This window comes from Sphingomonas sp. S2M10, from assembly GCF_012650175.1.
Lineage (GTDB): Bacteria > Pseudomonadota > Alphaproteobacteria > Sphingomonadales > Sphingomonadaceae > Sphingomonas.
Window position 1 is genome coordinate 1 of sequence record NZ_JAAILI010000029.1, and the last position, 15214, is coordinate 15214.

The window sequence follows — 15214 nt, forward strand, 5'->3', positions numbered from 1 at the left end:
CTCTTCGGCCCTATCGGGCACATCCCGCCCGCTGAGGCCGAAGACAATTACTATGCAGCCCTCGAGAACCTCGATATGGCTGCATAGCCAAATGAAAACTGCCTCCTGAAAACCCGGGGCGCTTCAAAGCAGTACGATCACGCGCGTTCGAGAAAGCGAGCGGCCACGGTCCGACATAAGGCCGCCAACCACCATAGCCCATCGGCCTTGTATCGACCGAGAGGCCAATCGAAAAACGGCGTGGCTGTAAAGGCGCGCTTGTGTCTTCATGCCCAAGAGGCGATTGGCTGTCGTCCACCAACGCAGACTTGTTTGCATGTCCGGATGGTGAACTCAAATCGACATGGTCATCGATGTCGTCGAACCCCGCACCAGCCTCAATGTCGTCATCACCCCGTGGAGAGGCAGCGCGCATCTCCCGTGCCTGCGATCCTGTCGTCGAGAAACCGTCAACGGGCTTCGACCAGACGCTGCCGGAAAACTGCTCGAGCCAATCCCTGGAAACCGATGATGCGGAAAGCTCCGATAGCGCTGGCGCGTCAATTCTGTCGGTAAGGTCATCGACCACGAAGGAATAGAAGGTCGGCGCCTCTCCGAGCGGTTCGATGACAGCCGCATAGGCACCGGGAACCGCGCCCTGGATCAGCACCTCGCGATTCGAGGGGGTGGTCATGCTCTCAGAGCCGACGCCGCGCCTTTCGAGTTGCATCTCACCCTCCGGACCCAGAATCCGAATACGGGCAGCGGCAGCGTCGGGTGGCGCCAGAAAGGACACGGTTTTCAAGCGCTGCCTCCACTCATCGGACATTGACCAGATGATGATAGAGCGACCGATTGGGGCAGAACACCTGCTCGACATCGCGATAGCCGCTACCGTTTGTGAACGACGCGCTGACGAAATGCGGATAGATGCTCGCGCGCATCGGCTGAAGCCAACTGTCCGCGCCCGTCCCGGGACAAGTGTGCAACGTTGCGCCTTGCGGGTCCCGGATACTCACGGTCCCGATCGCAAGCGCCTGTGTCGGGTCGAGCACCACATTGACCGTCACGTGCGGTGGTTCAGGATAGGTCACAATCGCCGCAGTCGTGGTCGGTAGCATCGGCGACACAGGCTCGAAAGGTTGCCGCTGCCAACGTTGCTCAAGTGAATAGAGGCTCTTCAAATCCTCATGAATCGCGATGGGATAGGCTCCCCATTGCGCGGTTCCGGACGGGTTGCGCGCGGATTTTCCACGAAGTGCGCTCAACAAGGTTTGCGTAAAACGACCTCCCGTTGCCGGGCTGTCTTCATAAGTGAAATAGCTGCTCGCGGCCGCCGCCATCAGCGTGACCTTTTCAGTGCCCCCGACAAATGGATTGGAACGAATGAACTTCGCACCGACGCCAGGGTTTTGGACATTCAAGTCCGTTACCATCTCACCGCAGGCATCGACGAAAAGATACGCAGCGGACACATTGGGTGCCTGCTTGAGGCCGACCCCTAGGTCGTACATGTTGATGAATGCTCCCCACGGATTGATCGGATTCTGATTCAGATCAGCCAGGAGCACGAAGGGTTGCGAGGTCACGGCGACGCCGTGCCCGCAGATGAAGACGATCCCGACATTTCCAGCTACGGCATTCAGCCGCGCGAGCCATTGGGTGCCGGCAGCAGTGACATTGGCTGTGTTCGGCACGCCAACCGCAGGATTGCCGCGCGGGTCTCCGGGCGCATTGTCGTTTACTTGCGCTGGCGGGACACGGCCAAGCCAGTCATAGTGACCATGGGCCGGCGCCGGGCCGTTGGACAGCATCTCGATGGAAGCAAGTGGCTGCTCAAGCGCGGCCTCGCCAATCAGCCAGTCGCAGAATGCGGCAGCGCCCGCGGCGGCGCTAGGAAGGTCGCGCACGTCCTTGAGCAATTCGGGCGTGGTGCCGGGCACGAACTTGTCCATCTTGGCGTCTGGATAGGCGCCGACTCCGATGATCAAGGCATGCGTCGCCGGACCATTGACCTGCCGTTGGTAGATAAGCGTCATGCAAGCGCCTGCAGTCGCGACCGCAGACGCTCGAAGAAGCGAGGACGCATGAAATAGCTGGTATGGGCATCGATCACGCCGGTCATCGAACTGAACATGAAATCTTCGACGCCATCGAAGATACCCTGGCAACGGAAGCTAAGGACATCGACAGGGTCATAGACATTCCACCAACGAGCCACCGCTGCCGGCTTTGCTGCCAGCGGACGGCCAGGCGACGGAATCGACTTGTCGCTTGCCGCAAACAGCTTGAGTTCCTCAAAGAAACCGGGTTGCGATCCCACAGTCAGCAGCACGTCGATGGCGAAGCCTTCTGGTAGTCCGGCACCGGCTGGATCTGTCAGGAGATCGTACAGGATGACCCCGCCCAGGCTATGACCGACAACCACCAGCGGCTCGTCCTTTGCGGTTGCATCGGCCCGTGCGGCGAGTAATTCCGCCACCACCCGATGGCGAATATCGGCTCGAACAGCCCCGCCACGTAGATAGACGAACACGTCGCCGATGAACCTGGCTGCCATCGGGTTGAGCTTGTCGCGGGTAAGCCCAAGAACGCCCGATGAAACAAGGTTCCTGCCGCGATCCAGGACAGTGCCGGCCGCCGCCTTCAGGCGATCGAGCAGACCATAGGCCGCAGGAGGCTCGCGCTGAAGGCGCTCTCGCAAGGCGTCGATAAAAGCCGCGTCGGTCATGTCGGGCTTGACCCAAGTCGGGGCAGTATGGACCTCGGCATAGGCGGCGGCCGCCTGCATTTCCGAAAACTCTTCGGGATCGAGTTGGCGGTTTTGCGTCGCTGCGGTTTCAATCAGCACTGCGTAGAGCGTGTCCACCGCAGCTGGAAAATCCACGGCCGCAATCTCTGCGATCGATACACCACCGGTTGCGCCAAGTATCTCGCCGCCTCCCCCGAGACTGAACGGCGTCGGCACGTCGCCACTGCGCGGCAGGCATTGCTCCCCAAATGCGAAGGACGCGCCTAGGTCTCCCCAGAAGGGGTTGCGAATGCCCGCCTCTTTTCCGAGAGCAAGCTTGCGGAACCGATCATCACGGAGCTGGACTTCTGCTGCATATGCCGGAGTTTGCCGCGTAGCGACGCCATGCACGAACACCAATTGGGTCATTTTCTAGCTATCCCGCCTCTTGCTTGGTCAGGCGATCAGTTCACCTTCGCCGAGTTCTGCCGGATCGACCGTCTTGAGTTCTGGAAGCGCACCTTCAAAATCAGCGAACACGACACCTTGCCCCGCGCCGACACCAAAGCTGACCGTACCGGCCTTCACCGGGCGGAAAACGAGATCAAACTCACCATCGTCACCACGATCACCGGCGGAAAGCTCGATCGCCACGAAACCGAAGGCGAGATTCTTATCGCCTTCGTATGTGACGGTCGTGGTCGTCTCCGTCTCCTTGCCAACCGATAGCGAGCCACCGACCAATTCCTTGATCACGGGCACTTCCAGTTTGATGCTGCTATTATCGTGGTTGTAAGCTGTGACCCCCAGCTTCTTTGACGTCACAATCTCAGTGAGTATGTAAAGACGCCCCTTACCGAACAGATATTTCTTCAGGATCGGATGATCCCACCGCACCTTGGACGCCTCCAGATAATCGCCGATCTCGATCGTATTAGCGCGGTGGCGTGTCACCCCAGCGTAACTGAACTCGACTTTGCTGGCGCGCTCATAGGCTGCTTTCACGCCAAGATTTCCGCCCATGGCACCGATGATGTTGCCGAGTATATCGAGTCCAAGCTCAATGGGCAGCTTGCTGCTCTTCTGCCCGTTGATGTTGGCGGCTTCGCCCGATGTGATCTTCGGGAGGTTGCCATCCTGTTCTTCGGTAAGCTGACTCAGCGTACCAATGATTCCGCGAGCACCTTTATATTCTCCAAGCAGGGCCAGAGGCTCCAAATCTTCGAGAGGATGCAATACCACATTGAGATTCAATGATTTCAGATAATTAACCGAACGGTCTGAACAAATACCCATCGAAGCCCCCTACGGTTCATGCCACCGGCCGATCGACTGTCCTGGAAATGCCCCTCAGAATCGATATGGAATCATTCTGGACGTCTATTCTGCCCTATTATTGGGGACACTTCTGCAGAGAAAATTGGCAAAGAATTTTTTCGCGAATGAAGTGATGAGATCGAGGTGCGCCAATGTGGCGCTTTGCCATCACATTCTCAGGATGCGAATTTCCTCGATTCGGACCACCTCTCGCCGGCAGCCCAACTTTCCTTCACTTCCGCTGATCCAGTCCGAACGCCGGATGATGGATAAGTTCTCCGTGAGGCTCGACGCTGTCGAATGGTAAGGCTTGGACCACCTCTGGGGGACAGCCAGCCACGCCCAGACCGGGAAAAGCCCGGAAGCCGAACCGGCTGTAGTAGACGGGATCGCCCACCAGCGCCGCGCCCCTGCTCGACGCCCGAAGTTGGCTAAGGGCTTCCGCCATCAGGGCCGACCCGATACCTTGACGTTGCCTTGAGGGCAGAACCGCAAGCGGACCAATCAGACCCCAGCCGTCCTGCTTCCCCGCCCGTGCTTTTGAGGCGGCCAGAAAGCCGATTATCTCGCCTTCATCCTCCGCGACAAGCGAGAGGACGAGCGCGTCATCGTCCCGCAGTCTCTCGACGATGGCCGCTTCGGCTCCTGTGGATTGGGCAAGCATCTTGAAAGCGTCGGTGACAACGCGACGGATAGCCGGATCGTCACCTATCTTGTCGTTGCGAATCAACATTTGGCTTTTCCTTAGCGATTGTCGAGTTGAGCGCGACGTTCATGCTGCCCGCAGGCATCCGTGTTCATCGCCTCGGTTGGGGGACATGCGAAGCCCATGGTGTGAAAAAAAGAGCATCGACTCCATCAGTTCAAAATTGCCACTGGTAGAAGGGCTGCAGGACTTCGAATTGCCATTTTACCGGGCCCCTTTTTGGGCCCCATTTAGGGCAATGAGGGGGATGCGAGGGGAATCTCGCTATTGCAAAATCAATTACTTAGATCCCCTTCGGTCCCCTCAAATACCTTGCGTCCCGGGTTCGATTCCCGTAGGGGTCACCACGGCTTGACGGCTCGCCGAGCCGCAGCGCGGGTGCTTCACCGAAATCTCCGGATCATCGCGCGGGCGCTGTGTACAGCGCGCGCCGCCTGCGCGATTCCATCGTCGCCGCGGCCATCGCAACCGCTTGATCCCCCCTGCCCTTGCCCCTAGACGCTGCCGGGAACCAACCTGTCTCAGGAAAGCGAGCTTATGGCGAAGATCAAGGTAGCAACGCCCGTCGTGGAGATCGACGGCGACGAAATGACGCGGATCATCTGGGAATGGATCCGCGAGCGCCTGATCCTTCCGTACCTCGACATCGATCTGAAATATTACGACCTCTCGGTGCAGAAGCGCGACGAGACCAACGACCAGATCACCATTGATTCGGCCAATGCGATCAAGCAGTACGGCGTCGGCGTGAAGTGCGCGACGATCACCCCGGACGAGCAGCGCGTCGAGGAATTCAGCCTCAAGAAGATGTGGAAGTCGCCCAACGGCACGATCCGCAACATCCTGGGCGGCGTGATCTTCCGCGAGCCGATCGTGATCTCGAACGTGCCGCGCCTGATCCCGGGCTGGACCAAGCCGATCGTCGTCGGCCGTCACGCCTTCGGCGACCAGTACAAGGCGACCGACTTCAAGGTGCCCGGCAAGGGCAAGCTGACCATGAAGTGGGAAGGCGAAAACGGCGAGACGATCGAGCACGAGGTCTTCGATTTCCCGCAGGCCGGCGTCGCCATGGGCATGTACAATCTCGACGAGTCGATCCGCGATTTCGCGCGCGCCTCGATGAACTATGCGCTCGGCCGCAACTGGCCGCTGTACCTGTCGACCAAGAACACGATCCTCAAGGCCTATGACGGCCGCTTCAAGGACATCTTCGCCGAGGTGTTCGAGACCGAGTTCAAGGACCAGTTCCAGAGCGCCGGCATCGTCTACGAGCACCGCCTGATCGACGACATGGTCGCCTCGGCGCTCAAGTGGCACGGCGAATTCGTCTGGGCCTGCAAGAACTATGACGGCGACGTCCAGTCGGACCAGGTCGCGCAGGGCTTCGGCTCGCTGGGCCTGATGACCTCGGTGCTGATGACCCCGGACGGCAAGACGATCGAGGCGGAAGCGGCGCACGGCACCGTCACCCGCCACTATCGCCAGCACCAGCAGGGCAAGGCGACCTCGACCAACCCGATCGCGTCGATCTTCGCCTGGACCGGCGGCCTCAAATATCGCGGCAAGTTCGACAACACCCCCGAGGTGACCCGCTTCGCCGAGACGCTGGAGAAGGTCTGCATCGAGACCGTCGAGAGCGGCAAGATGACCAAGGATCTGGCGCTGCTGATCGGCCCGGACCAAGCCTGGATGACCACCGAGCAGTTCTTCGAGGCGATCCGCGTCAACCTCGAAACCGCGATGGGCAGCTGGCAGTAAGCCGCTTCCCTCTACGTAAAGCTACGGAAAAGCCCGCCTCTGGCGGGCTTTTCTACTTGCAATGCCGGTCCCTGCATCGTCTCTAGGGGCCATGACCGAGCGAGCTAAACCCGCCACCGGCCATCGGCCTTTCTGTTCCTCCCGCCCTTGCCCCGCGCCGCTTCGCCCCCTGGGTGCAGCATGCTGAACCTTTCCAACCATGGCTTCAGCGACACGCTGGTGATCCTCGGTGCGGCCGGGCTCGTCATCCCCGCCTTTGCGCGCTTCCGCATCAGCCCGGTGATCGGGTTCATTCTCGCCGGGCTGGTGGTCGGGCCGTTCGGGCTCGGCAGCCTCGTCGATCGGGCGCCATGGCTCTATTACCTGACCATCTCCGACGCCCACTCGATCGAGCCCTTTGCCGAGTTCGGCATCATCCTGCTGCTGTTCTCGATCGGGCTGGAGCTCTCGTTCAAGCGGCTCTGGGCGATGCGTTCGCTGGTGTTCGGCACCGGCGCGGCCGAGCTGTTCGGGTCGGGGCTGATCCTCGCCGCCTTGCTCTATCTCACCGGGCTCAGCACCGGCGGGGCGATCGGGCTGGGCCTGGCGCTGGCGCTCTCGTCCACCGCGCTGGTCATCCCGATCGCGGGCACCACCAGTCCGGTCGGCCGCGCCGCCTTTGCGATGCTGCTGTTCGAGGATCTCGCGCTGGTGCCGATCATCTTCGGGCTCGGCGCGCTGGCGCCGACACCGGATGGCGCGGGCGTCACCAAATTGCTGACGACCCTCGGCATCGGCGCGGCGACCGTGGCGGCGCTGTTCGTCGGCGGCCGCATCGTGCTGCCCCGAATGTTCGCGCAGGCCGCGCGCACCAAGAGCCCCGAGCTGTTCCTCGCCGCCAGCCTGCTGGTGGTGATCGTCGCCAGCCTCGCCACAACCGCCGCCGGCCTCTCGCCGATCGTCGGTGCGCTTATCGCGGGCCTGCTGATCGCCGAGACCGAATATCACGGCGAGGTCGAGGCGATCACCGCACCGTTCAAGGGCCTGGCGCTCGGCGTGTTCCTGCTCACCGTCGGCATGCGGCTCGATCTCGGCTTCGTCTGGGAAAATTGGGCGGCGCTGCTCGGTGCGAGCCTGCTGGTGATGGTGGTCAAGGTGGCGGTGACGACGACGCTGCTGCGGCTCTCGGGCGCGCGCATGGGCACTGCAGCGGAAACCGGCGTGCTGATGGCCAGCCCGTCCGAAACCACGCTGATCGTGCTCGGCGTCGCCGGCGCGGCGGGGCTGATCGCGCCGGGTACCGCCGCCTTCTGGAGCGCGGTCACCGCGATCGGCCTCACCGCCACCCCGCTGCTCGCCCAGGCCGGCCGCCGGGTTGCGCGCAAGATCGAGGGCAAGGACGGCGCGCTGATCGCCGACGAGGATCTCGCGGCGGTGGAGGGCGGCACCGTCGTCATCGGGTTTGGCCGCGTCGGCCGCACCGTGGCGGAGATGCTGCGCCGGCACGACAAGCCCTATGTCGCCGTAGACGCCGACATCGACAGCGTCGTGCGCGGCCGCCGCGCAGGCTTCCATGTGCTGTTCGGCGACGTCACCCGCGCCGAACTGGTCGATCAACTCCAGCTCGGGCGCGCCAAGGCGCTGGTGCTGACGATGGACGATCCGGTGCTGACCGTGCGGCTGACCAAGCGGGTGCGCGGCTGGGTGCCGACGCTGCCGATCATCGCCCGCGCGCGCGATGCGGCCCATGCGGCCGAGCTCTATCGCGCCGGCGCCACCGATGCCGTGCCGGAGGCGCTGGAAAGCTCGCTCCAGCTATCCGAGGCGTTGCTGGTCGATCTCGGCCTCGGCGTTGGCCCGGTGATTGCATCGATCCACGAAAAGCGCGACGAGATGCGCCGCTCGATCAAGGAGGCCGCCGGGCTGCAGCGCGAACCGCGTCTCACCCGCTCCCGCCTGAACGCGAGCACCGACCCAACCGAGGCCCTATCCTGATGCTGCTCTCCCTCGTTATTGCCCTGCTCGCCCCCGTCCAGGCCGATGCCGCTACCGATCCGCTGACACCCGCCAGGGCGGGTCGGATCCGGTGCATCGATCCCGATCGTGCCGCGCGGACCTGCGGCACGATCGTCCACTACACGCTTCGGGGCGACGGCGCCTTCGACGCGCAGGTGACCGGCGTGGTCAATCGCGAGCCGTTGATCATCTTGGAGTATTCGACCTTCGGCCAGGTGCGCGACGGCGCGGTGTGCAGCCGCATCCGCCCCGCCGACTTCAACGCCGGCAAGCTGACCAGCAACGGCACCGCACTGAGCCCCGCGCTGGAGACCAACACCCGCCTGAAGCTGATGGACGCGCTCCAGCCGCTCGCCGGGCATGAGCGCTGCTACCGCGACGCCGGCGCGGGCGAGCTGACCGTCAACGTCACCATCGACGGCCTTCTGCGCCCGGAGATGAGTCAGTCGGCGATCTGGGTGCTGCCCGAGGACGGCTACGCCCCCGGGCGCTGACCCTTGCGATCAGGCGGCGACGGCAGCCTCTGCCAGCGCCGCCTTCACCGCCGCGAGCGCCTCGGCACCCTTGGCCCCGTCCGGACCGCCGCCCTGCGCCATGTCCGGACGGCCGCCGCCGCCCTGACCGCCGAGCACCGCCACGGCGACCTTCACCAGGTCCACCGCGCTCACGCCGATCCCGTCGGACACGCCGACCGCGACCGACGCGCGCCCCTCGTTCACCGCAACCAGCGCGACCACGCCGCTGCCGATCCGCGCCTTGGCTTCGTCGACCGCGCCGCGCAGCGCCTTGGCCTCCAGCCCGTCGAGCACCTGGCCGACGAAGTTGATGCCGTTCACATGCTCCGGACCCGCCGGTGCCGCACCGGCACCGCCGCCAAGCGCCAGCGCCTTCTTGGCCTCAGCCAGCTCGCGCTCGAGCTTGCGGCGCTCCTCGACCAGCGCCGCGACGCGCGCCGGCACGTCGTCGGGCGCCGTCTTGAGCACCGCCGCCGCCTCGCGCAACCGCTCGTCACGGGCGTTGAGCCAGAGCCGCGCGCCCTCGCCGGTCAGCGCCTCGATCCGGCGCACACCCGAGGAGACGGCGCTTTCGGAGACGATCTTGAAGATCGCGATGTCGCCCGTCGCGTTGACGTGCGTGCCGCCGCACAGCTCGACCGAGTAGGACACATCCTCGCCCAGCCCCATCGAGAGCACGCGGACCTCGTCGCCATATTTCTCGCCGAACAGCGCCATCGCACCGGCGGCGATCGCGTCGTCGGGGGTCATCAGGCGCGTCTCGACCGTGCCGTTGTGGCGGATCTGCGCGTTCACGTCCGCCTCGACCTGCGCGATCTGCTCGGGCGTAAGCGCCGAGGGATGCGAGAAGTCGAAGCGCAGCCGCTCGGGCGCCACGAGGCTGCCCTTCTGGCTAACATGGGTGCCCAGCCGCTTGCGCAGCGCCGCGTGCAGCAGGTGCGTCGCCGAATGGTTGGCGCGGACCTGGTCGCGATGCTCGACATCGACCGACAGGTGGACGGCGTCGCCCACGGCAACTTCGCCGCTTTCGATCTTGGCATGGTGCGCGTGCAGGCGCCCGAGCGGCTTCGACGTATCGTCGACGAGCGCGCGCAGCTTGTCGCTGGAGATCACGCCCACATCGCCCATCTGCCCGCCGCTCTCGCCATAGAAGGGCGTCTGGTTAGTCAGGATGGTCACCGTGTCGCCGGCGACTGCCTTCTCCACCCGCGCGCCATCCTTGACCAGCGCGACCACCTGGCCCTCGCCCTCGGTGCTGACATAGCCGGTGAATTCGGTGCCGCCGAGCTCGTCGGCAAGATCGTACCACAGCTCTTCCGAAGCCTTTTCGCCCGAACCCTTCCAGGCCGCACGCGCGGCGCGCTTCTGCTCGGCCATCGCCGCATCGAAGCCGGCGCGATCGACGCCGATCTCGTTGGCGCGCAGCGCGTCCTCGGTCAGATCATAGGGGAAGCCGAAGGTGTCGTAGAGCTTGAACGCGGTCGCGCCCGGCAGCGTGTCGCCGGCCTTCAGGCCCACCGTCGCCTCGTCGAGCAGCCGCAGGCCATTGGCGAGCGTCTGGCGGAAACGGGTCTCCTCCTGGAGCAGCGTCGCCTCGATCAGCGGCTGCGCGCGGACGAGTTCGGGGAAGGCGGCGCCCATCTCGGCGACCAGCGACGGAACCAGCCGGTGCATCAGCGGATCCTTGGCGCCGAGCAGGTGCGCATGGCGCATCGCACGGCGCATGATGCGGCGGAGCACATAGCCGCGGCCCTCGTTGGCCGGCAGCACGCCGTCCGCGACGAGGAAGCCCGACGAGCGCAGGTGATCGGCGATCACGCGGTGGCTTGCGACCTGCTCGCCGCTCGCCGAGGTGCCGGTCAGCGCCGCCGACTGGTCGATCAGCGCCTTGAACGTGTCGATGTCGTAATTGTTGTGGACGCCCTGGAGCACGGCCGCGATGCGCTCCAGCCCCATGCCGGTATCGATGCTCGGCCGCGGCAGGTCGCCGATGATCTCGTCATTTTCCTGCACGAACTGCATGAAGACGAGGTTCCAGATCTCGACGAAACGGTCGCCATCCTCCTCGGGCGAGCCCGGGGGGCCGCCATAGATGTGCTCGCCGTGATCGTAGAAGATTTCCGAGCAGGGGCCGCACGGACCGTCCGAGCCCATCGCCCAGAAATTGTCCTTGGTCGGGATGCGGATGATCCGGTGGTCGGGGAGCCCTGCGATCTTCTTCCACAGGTCGAATGCCTGGTCGTCGGTGTGGTACACCGTGACGGTCAGCTTCTCGGCGGGCAGGCCCCATTCCCGGGTGAGGAGCGTCCAGGCATGGGTGATCGCCTGCTCCTTGAAATAGTCGCCGAACGAGAAATTGCCGAGCATCTCGAAGAAGGTGTGGTGCCGGGCGGTATAGCCGACATTGTCGAGATCATTATGCTTGCCGCCTGCGCGCACGCACTTCTGGCTGCTGGTCGCGGTGCTGTAGGGGCGCGATTCCAGGCCGGTGAACACGTTCTTGAACGGCACCATGCCCGCATTCACGAACATCAGCGTGGGATCGTTGTGCGGCACCAGCGGCGCGCTGGGGACGCGGGCATGGCCCTGGCCCTCGAAATAGTCGAGAAACGAGCGGCGGATATCATTGGTCGACGTCATTACGCCGACTTAGGGGCGGAGCGGCGTTCGCTCAAGCGAAACACGTCGATCATGCGGATCGTTCCGCGATCCGGGATCAGCCCATCGGCCGGTCTAGCGCGGTCGGCGGGGTGGAAAACCAGCTCGGCCCCGTTTCGGTCATGTGGAAACAATCCTCCAGCCGCACGCCGAAGCTGCCCGGGATGTAGATGCCGGGCTCGTTCGAGAAGCACATGCCCGGCGCCAGCTTCGTCTTCTCGCCGCGCACCAGGTTGACCGGCTCGTGCCCGTCCAGCCCGATGCCATGGCCCGTGCGGTGCGACAGGCCGGGCAGCTGGTAGTCCGGCCCATAGCCGAGCGACGCGTAATAGCCGCGCACCGCATCGTCGACGTTCCCCGCCGGCGCGCCGAGCTTCGCCGCGGCGAACGCCACCTGCTGCCCTTTTGCGACCGCGTCCCACACCTTGCGCTGCTCTGCGCTTGGCGTGCCATGGACGAAGGTGCGCGACACGTCGGATTGATAGCCCATCACATTGCAGCCGCAGTCCATCAGCACGATCGCACCGTCGCTCACCGGCGAAGGCGTCTTGGTGCCGTGCGGATAGGCCGCGCCCTCACCGACCAGCACCATGCTGAACTCCGGGTCGCCGCCCAGTTTGCGCGTCGCCGCATCCATCAGCGCGGAGACGTCACGCTGGCGCATGCCCGTCTCGACGCGGGCATGGACGAACCGATAGGCGGCGATCGTGACATCGGTGGCGAGCTGCATCAGGGCCAGTTCGGCCGGGCTCTTGATCATCCGGCAGCCGCGGACGACGGGGTTGGCGGAGGTTACGCGCAATCCGTTCTTCTGCAGCCCGTCCACCGCGAAGAAGCGCACCGTCTCCTCGATGCCGACCGGCAGGCCCGCCAGCTTGCGATCCTTGAGGAAGCCCGCCACGATCTTCAGCGGATCCTCGTCCTCCTGCCACACGCGGATCTCGGCGGGGATCGCCAGCGTCTCGCGGGTGCGCGGCTCCTCGAAGAAGGGGGTGACGATGCAGGGCTCGCCCTCGGCGGGCAGGATCGCGGCGGTGAGCCGCTCGCTGCGGCCCCAGCGGATGCCGGTGAAATAGACCAGGCTCGCGCCGGGCTCGATCAGCACCGCGCCGATTCCGTTCGCCTTCATCAGCGACTGTGCCTTGATGAGCCGCGCGCGCCGCTCCTCGGCGCTGATCGGGCGGGCATTGCCGGTCATGTCCTGCAGTTGCGCGAGGTCCGGCTCGGCCGCGCGGACGACCGCGGGAAGGCCCAGCAGCGGCAATGCCGCCATGCCGCCGATCAGATTTCGCCGCGTCGTCGCCCAAGCCATTGTCATGCGCCCCTCGTCTATCGTTCGCCCGACGGGTAGGACGAAGCGGATCGCGGCGGCAAGCGCCATGCGGCGGAAACGGCCGATCCCGGAGCTCCGAACCGCCTCCGCCACGCCCCCGGGCTTGACCCGGGCGCAACAATCCCCTTCCCTCCCGCGACGATTCTTCGGGGAGCATGTGTGGGTAAACGACTAACCTGGTTCATCCTGGCGGCGCTGCTGCTGGGCGGGCTGATCGGCTGGGGGCTGAACCTCGGCTATGGGGGTACCGCGGCGGGCAAGGCGACGCTGGAGTCGATCGCCTATGGCCTGGACATCCCCACCCAGATGTTCCTCCATCTGATCAAGATGATCATCGCGCCGCTGGTGGTCTCCACCCTCGTCGTCGGCATCGCGCACATGGGCGGCGGCGGCGCGATCGGGCGCGTGGGGCTGAAGGCGTTCTTCTGGTTCGTCTGTGCGAGCCTCGTGTCGCTCACCCTGGGGCTGCTGCTGGTCAACCTGCTCCAGCCGGGCACGGGGCTGCACCTGCCGCTGCCGCCCGCCAATGCGTCGAGCGGGGTCGATCGCTCGTCCTTCGATGCCGCCAAGTTCTTCACCCATATCGTGCCGACCAGCGCGATCGAGGCGATGGCGAGCAACGACATCCTCCAGCTGGTAATCTTCTCGCTGTTCTTCGGCGTCGGCATGGCGGCGGTGGGCGACAAGGCCAAGCCGCTGCTGCGCGGGCTGGAGGCGCTCGTCTCGGTGATGCTGACGGTCACCGGCTATGTGATGCTGTTCGCGCCGGTCGCGGTGTTCTGCGCGGTCGCGCGGACGCTGGCGACCAAGGGGCTGGGCGTGGTCGGCGATCTCGCCTTCTTCATGGGCAGCTTCTATATCGGCCTGGCCGCGCTCTGGGCGGTACTGCTCGGTGCCTGCTTCCTGGTGATCGGGCCGCGCACCGGCCTGCTGTTCCGCTACCTCCGCGATCCGATCCTGCTCGGCTTCTCGACCGCCTCGTCCGAGGCCGCCTATCCGCGCACGCTCGACGCGCTGGATCGCTTCGGGGTGCCGCCGCGCATCGCCAGCTTCGTGCTGCCGCTCGGCTATTCGTTCAATCTGGACGGATCGATGATGTACATGACCTTCGCGTCGATCTTCATCGCCCAGGCCTACGGCATCCCGCTCGACTGGGCGACGATGATCCAGATGCTGCTGATCCTGATGGTCACCAGCAAGGGCATCGCCGGCGTACCGCGCGCCAGCCTGGTGGTGATCACCGGCACGCTCGCGCATTTCAACATTCCCGAGGCTGGCGTGCTGCTGATCCTGGCGGTCGACCATTTCCTCGACATGGGCCGCACCGCCACCAACGTGGTCGGGAATGCCGTGGCGGCGGCGGTCGTGGCGCGCTGGGAAGGCAAGCTCGACGCACCCGACGAGGCCGAGCCGAAGGTGCGGCCGCTCCCTGCCGGAGGGCCGCACGATGCCGAGAGGTTCGAGGATTATGCCGGGCGCTGAACGCTCCCGGCCGCATCACGCATAGGCATAAGGCCCGCCCGCCTTCAGCGCGCGCTGATAAGCCGGGCGGGCATGAATCTTGTCCAGGAAGGCCGCGATATGCGGGCGGCCTTCGAGGATGCCCGCGCGCTTGACGGCAGCCTCGATGGGAAAGCTCATCATCACATCCGCGGCGGTGAAGCTATCGCCGGCAAACCAGGGACGGCTGGCCAGCTCGCCCTCGACATAGTCGAAATGCACCTCCGCCATCGGGCGGAACTTCTTGAGGCCGAGCTTGCCGAACAACGGCACTCGGGCAAGCACCAGCATCACCAGCAGCGGCGGCATCAGCGAGCCCTCGGCGTAATGCAGGAAGTGCCGGTAGCGTAGCGCGTCCTCGCGGTTGGCCGGTGCGCCGAGCTTCCCCTCGGCCTTGTCGACCAGATATTGCAGGATTGCGCCCGTTTCGGCGACCACCGTGCCGCCATCCTCGATCACGGGCGACTTGCCCAGCGGATGGACCTGCTTGAGCTCGGAGGGGGCGAGCATCGTCGCCTTGTTCCGCTCGTAGCGCTTCACTTCATACGGAAGCCCGAGCTCCTCGAGCAGCCAGAGCACGCGCTGCGAACGCGAATTTTCGAGATGGTGGACGATCATCGTCAAGTCGGCCCCTCCGGTCGGCGCGGCGTCTGACGCCGCTTGCTGCACAGGCCTGCAGCTTGCGCGACGGCGGGGCGCCGCGCAAGCTGCAGTGGTGCCCG

Annotated in this window: 12 protein-coding genes; 4 read left to right on the plus strand and 8 right to left on the minus strand. The window is 64.7% G+C overall.

Annotation, left to right across the window (positions count from 1 at the left end):
* Positions 1–10: 10 nt before the first annotated feature.
* The 5 genes from S2M10_RS07535 to S2M10_RS07555 form a co-directional block, all read right to left on the minus strand.
* Positions 11–784 (minus strand): hypothetical protein, encoded by a 774-nt coding sequence (locus tag S2M10_RS07535; RefSeq protein ID WP_168845582.1) that lies wholly within the window; start codon positions 782–784, stop codon positions 11–13.
* A 13-nt stretch (positions 785–797) separates the two neighbouring features.
* On the minus strand, positions 798–2018 hold the full coding sequence (locus S2M10_RS07540; RefSeq protein ID WP_168845583.1) for a caspase family protein: 1221 nt from the start codon (positions 2016–2018) through the stop codon (positions 798–800).
* Positions 2015–3139 carry a hypothetical protein gene (locus S2M10_RS07545; protein ID WP_168845584.1) on the minus strand — a complete coding sequence of 375 codons (1125 nt, stop codon included), beginning with the start codon at positions 3137–3139 and terminating at the stop codon, positions 2015–2017. The genes S2M10_RS07540 and S2M10_RS07545 overlap by 4 nt, the downstream gene beginning before the upstream one ends.
* A gap of 27 nt (positions 3140–3166) precedes the next feature.
* A complete protein-coding gene (locus S2M10_RS07550) occupies positions 3167–4006 on the minus strand; it encodes a hypothetical protein (protein WP_004211452.1) in 840 nt (279 codons plus the stop codon).
* Between the two features lie 253 nt (positions 4007–4259).
* The gene (locus S2M10_RS07555) at positions 4260–4760 is read right to left on the minus strand and encodes an N-acetyltransferase (RefSeq protein ID WP_168845585.1); all 501 of its coding nucleotides are present in this window, start codon (positions 4758–4760) and stop codon (positions 4260–4262) included.
* A gap of 510 nt (positions 4761–5270) precedes the next feature.
* Here S2M10_RS07555 and S2M10_RS07560 point away from each other — a divergent pair.
* From S2M10_RS07560 to S2M10_RS07570, 3 genes are all read left to right on the plus strand, one after another.
* Positions 5271–6491 carry an NADP-dependent isocitrate dehydrogenase gene (locus S2M10_RS07560; protein WP_168845586.1) on the plus strand — a complete coding sequence of 407 codons (1221 nt, stop codon included), beginning with the start codon at positions 5271–5273 and terminating at the stop codon, positions 6489–6491.
* A 180-nt stretch (positions 6492–6671) separates the two neighbouring features.
* Positions 6672–8465: a cation:proton antiporter gene (locus tag S2M10_RS07565; RefSeq protein WP_168845587.1), complete on the plus strand. Its 1794-nt coding sequence runs from the start codon at positions 6672–6674 to the stop codon at positions 8463–8465.
* Entirely contained in the window at positions 8465–8980 is a 516-nt protein-coding gene (locus tag S2M10_RS07570; RefSeq protein ID WP_168845588.1) for a hypothetical protein, read from the plus strand. The genes S2M10_RS07565 and S2M10_RS07570 overlap by 1 nt, the downstream gene beginning before the upstream one ends.
* Positions 8981–8989: 9 nt before the next feature.
* Here the strand turns inward: S2M10_RS07570 and alaS are convergent, their stop codons facing one another.
* Together alaS and S2M10_RS07580 are read right to left on the minus strand one after the other, a co-directional pair.
* Positions 8990–11641, minus strand: a complete 2652-nt coding sequence (gene alaS / locus S2M10_RS07575) for an alanine--tRNA ligase (RefSeq protein WP_168845589.1) — start codon at positions 11639–11641, stop codon at positions 8990–8992.
* 76 nt (positions 11642–11717) lie between these two features.
* The gene (locus tag S2M10_RS07580; protein ID WP_168845668.1) at positions 11718–12971 is read right to left on the minus strand and encodes a Xaa-Pro peptidase family protein; all 1254 of its coding nucleotides are present in this window, start codon (positions 12969–12971) and stop codon (positions 11718–11720) included.
* Between the two features lie 180 nt (positions 12972–13151).
* Between S2M10_RS07580 and S2M10_RS07585 the strand changes: the two genes are divergently transcribed.
* A complete protein-coding gene (locus S2M10_RS07585) occupies positions 13152–14474 on the plus strand; it encodes a dicarboxylate/amino acid:cation symporter (RefSeq protein WP_168845590.1) in 1323 nt (440 codons plus the stop codon).
* Between the two features lie 15 nt (positions 14475–14489).
* Here the strand turns inward: S2M10_RS07585 and S2M10_RS07590 are convergent, their stop codons facing one another.
* Positions 14490–15116, minus strand: coding sequence for a glutathione S-transferase (locus tag S2M10_RS07590; protein ID WP_168845591.1), 627 nt, complete (start codon positions 15114–15116; stop codon positions 14490–14492).
* Between the last annotated feature and the right edge of the window lie 98 nt (positions 15117–15214).